The 2636-nt window shown below is 51.6% G+C and carries 4 protein-coding genes; all 4 read right to left on the bottom strand.

The annotated features are described in order from the left end of the window. Window positions 1–117: 117 nt before the first annotated feature. Complete coding sequence (locus ACEPPX_RS11610) at window positions 118–405, bottom strand: hypothetical protein (RefSeq protein WP_416624166.1); 288 nt, start codon at window positions 403–405, stop codon at window positions 118–120. Between the two features lie 3 nt (window positions 406–408). After that, window positions 409–747 carry a DUF2190 family protein gene (locus ACEPPX_RS11605; protein WP_416624165.1) on the bottom strand — a complete coding sequence of 113 codons (339 nt, stop codon included), beginning with the start codon at window positions 745–747 and terminating at the stop codon, window positions 409–411. Window positions 748–796: 49 nt separating this feature from the next. After that, entirely contained in the window at window positions 797–1735 is a 939-nt protein-coding gene (locus tag ACEPPX_RS11600) for a hypothetical protein (RefSeq protein ID WP_416624164.1), read from the bottom strand. A 17-nt stretch (window positions 1736–1752) separates the two neighbouring features. Then, on the bottom strand, window positions 1753–2636 hold an 884-nt coding region (locus ACEPPX_RS11595; RefSeq protein WP_416624163.1), incomplete at its 5' end, for a 2-oxoacid:acceptor oxidoreductase.

Genomic DNA, 2636 nt, shown 5'->3' with positions numbered 1-2636 from the left:
GGATGGCTTCATCCACTACCTCCATGTCCGGTTCAGTGGCACGCGGTTCGTCGTTTGTAAGCTGCACCAATTCCGCTTTACTCATCGCTTTAAACATGTTTTCGGCGTTGATGTACATTACTCGCCCACCTTTGTTTTGCGTTGCGTTTTGGGTTTTACTTCAGGTTCGGCCGCTGGATTGAGCTGTGTAGCGTCGACAGATGCGGGATCAGACGGCGTTTGCTCTTGAGCTGCTGCCTGTTGGGCATCCAGTTCTTCCCCAGTGGTCAATGTTGCAGTCACATGCGCGGCCACTGATTCGTATTGCTCAGGTGTCAGCTCGACAGCTTCGCCAGCTTCCACACGGAATTGCGTACCATCAGCGGCAGTGAGAATTAAAGGGGTTTTTGCGATATACACTTGCATGAATTAGCCTTTCAATAACACACGAATCAAATCACCTGCCTCAGCTGCAGTGCTTAATGCTGTACCTACAGCTTCGCCTGTAGCATGAGTAACTGCACAGCCTTGCGCATCCGTATCCACTTTGGCACCCACTGTTACCGCACCGCCAGCTTCTACCACTGCAATGCCCACTACATCCACGGCTAAAGTATCGCCCTCATCCGCGTCATAAGGCGACACACCCAATACCGCTTCATTGGCCAATGCCTGTTTGCCAGCAAAGGTAACGAAGCGATTGGCCACCACCTTGCCTGTGGCTTTTACAGTTGTGGTTAACACCACTTGTTTCGTTGGTAGAGTCATCGTTTTCTCCTATGCCGTCTGAAACCCTTCAGACGGCCTTAATCATTAATTAAACAGCAATCGGTTTTTCAAACAGGAAGCCACAAGCACCACCCACCACTGCAGCTTTGCGAATATCGGTGTAGCGCACATATTCCACTTTACCGCCCACCTCATCGTAGCGATCAACCACTGGCATACCATGGCGCCGAAAGGTGTAGGCAAACGATGGTTCACCCTCATCATTACCTGCACTTTGTGCGGTGGGTCGCACAATCAAGCTAGCAAAATTGCCCCAAATATCTTTGGGCTGCTTGCGACCGTCTACACTGGATACCGCTTCGCCAATGATGATTTCATCTAAATCCAGCAAGCGGGTGATTTGCTCGCGAGTAAGCAAGGTTTTATCGGCGTTGGCAGAAAGGGCGTTGCGTAACGCTGGATTTTTGGTTAAAGCGTGAAACACACTTGCACCCAACACCAACACACTCGGGCGTACACCACAAGCAGCACGCACCACTTCTTTGGCATTGGCAATATCGGTTAGTGGGTCAGAATCGTCCACACTCCATTGTTTAGTGCTGCTCAAGTCTTTGCTGTGGCCGCTTTCATACACGGCTTTGTCTTGAATTAAGCGGGCGGTTTCAATCTCTTGCTTCAACTGAATGCCTGCGGTCACACGACGTGTGGCTTTGGCGTGCAAATCAAAGCGTGCCTCTGCTTGCTCACGATAATCCACGCCTGCTGCCAAGTCGTGCTCTTCCAACACCACAGGCAAATAGCCACCTTGATCCAAAGTGATGATGTTGCTGGCCGCACCCACCGCACGCTCGGTGTCGTATTCCACAAATGCCCCACGCCCAAACTTCGGCACTTTAATGCCTTCCTTAGTGGTATAAACCACAGGTGCAATGCGTTCACCAATAAATGCCCCTTGCTTGTAGCCCAGTGCAATTTTGGTTAACACTTCATCTTGCTCACGCAGAGCCGCTAAATGTTTGTTGCTCATCTTGTCTATCCTTTTGATTAAAGATTGGCCGTGCGGCGCGCCGCCTCTTCATAGCTGATGTTTTCAGCTTTCATTAAAGCCGTGGCACGCTCGTCATGGCTCATGTGTTCAGAAAAGGCCACCGTGTTCGCTTTGGCCATTTCGCCCACAGGCAATTGTTGAGGTAACACCGCTTGTAAAAATTCACGCAAGGCTTGGGATAACGGCTTTTTGCTTTCGCCAAAATCAGCGGTGTAATGCGCTGGGTGTTCGGCAAAATCCAAAGCCTGCACAATTAAATCTTTATCCGCAGGTTTCAGACGGCCATCTTTCACCAAGCCTTCAGCAAACTCGGCATTCTGTTGGTGCGCCGCCTCGCGCAAGGCTTGCTCCTGCTCATCCTGCAGCTTCTTCAATTCCGCCTTGGCTTGAGCGGCGTCAGCCTCGGCTTTTTTACGGGCAGCCTTTTCGGCCGCCAGTTGTTCTTCGGTCGCCATATCGGTCGCCATATCGGTCTCCTTAATCGATTCATGGTTTTTAGGGTTGGGTTGGGGTTGAGGGTCGGCAAATGCCGGGTTAAGTTCGGGCTGATTGCCCCACGCAGCGGTTTCTTCGATGTCGCGTATTTCCCAGTCGCTCACCACCTTATCGGCGGTAGCGATGTCGTACTGCTCGATCAACCAATCACGTAACCGCCGGAAAATCGAAGCGGCACGGCGGTGGGCAACTTCCGAAAACTCAATGAACTGTTCGCCGTCGGCAAAATTGATGGGCGCCAAGCCTTTCACAGCAGGGGGATGCGCGCCCAAAAATCCTACATGGCGCACATACCATTTACCGGGTACGGGATTGCTGGGGCTACCGGGTGGATAAAAGCTGGCTGATACTTTTTTGTAGCGGCCTGCCTTAACCAAACCGGCAA

Origin of the sequence: Neisseria sp. S1 (genome assembly GCF_048060015.1) — a bacterium.
Classification (GTDB): domain Bacteria; phylum Pseudomonadota; class Gammaproteobacteria; order Burkholderiales; family Neisseriaceae; genus Neisseria; species Neisseria arctica.
This window is presented reverse-complemented; position numbering and strand designations above follow the sequence as displayed.

Excerpts from the sequence above, each read along its gene's own strand:
- ACEPPX_RS11610 (WP_416624166.1), bottom strand. The coding sequence starts at position 405 with ATGCAAGTGTATATCGCAAAAACCCCTTTAATTCTCACTGCCGCTGAT.
- ACEPPX_RS11605 (WP_416624165.1), bottom strand. The coding sequence starts at position 747 with ATGACTCTACCAACGAAACAAGTGGTGTTAACCACAACTGTAAAAGCC.
- ACEPPX_RS11600 (WP_416624164.1), bottom strand. The coding sequence starts at position 1,735 with ATGAGCAACAAACATTTAGCGGCTCTGCGTGAGCAAGATGAAGTGTTA.